Source organism: Methylorubrum subtropicum (assembly GCF_038442325.1).
Taxonomy (GTDB): Bacteria; Pseudomonadota; Alphaproteobacteria; order Rhizobiales; family Beijerinckiaceae; genus Methylobacterium; species Methylobacterium subtropicum.
Genome location: NZ_JBBXMW010000060.1, coordinates 1 through 501 on the forward strand (window position 1 = coordinate 1; position 501 = coordinate 501).

Sequence of the window (501 nt, forward strand, 5' to 3'; positions counted from 1 at the left end):
AGTTGATCGAGTTGCACGGCGGCAGGCCGTAATACCGATCCGGGTGGGTGCGGCCGAGTTCGACCACGAGGCGGTCGTCGAACAGCTTCTGCTCGTAGGTGAGCAGCGACAGGCGGTTGTTGTTGGGGGTGTAGGGCGGCTGGTAGCCGACGGTGGTGTCGCCGATGTCGGCGGCGTGGTTGGTGTTGCGCACCAGCCCGAAGAAGGTCTGGGTGAACTTGATCGTGCCGCCGGCGATGTTGGCGAGCCGCTGCATGTCGGCGTTCATGCTGAGCACGAAATAGGCGGAGTTCGACTGCTCGCCGCGGCGCAGGCCGGCGGTCGGGTTGGCTTGGTAGAAGTCGTAGATGTTGATGTCGAAGGTCAGGCCACGGGCGGCCATGTCGGTGGCCCAGGGGGCGAGCGGTCCGACGCGGACGGGGTCGCCGGGCTTGGCGGCGATGGCGGGATCGGTGCGCGGCTGGGTCTGGTCGTTGAACTGGCCGACCGGCGAGGGCTGCT

General features: G+C 67.3%; 1 pseudogene. It reads right to left on the reverse strand.

Going from position 1 to position 501, the window contains the following annotated elements:
- Positions 1-501: pseudogene (locus tag AAHG03_RS27060) on the reverse strand (carbohydrate porin); the annotation flags it as partial.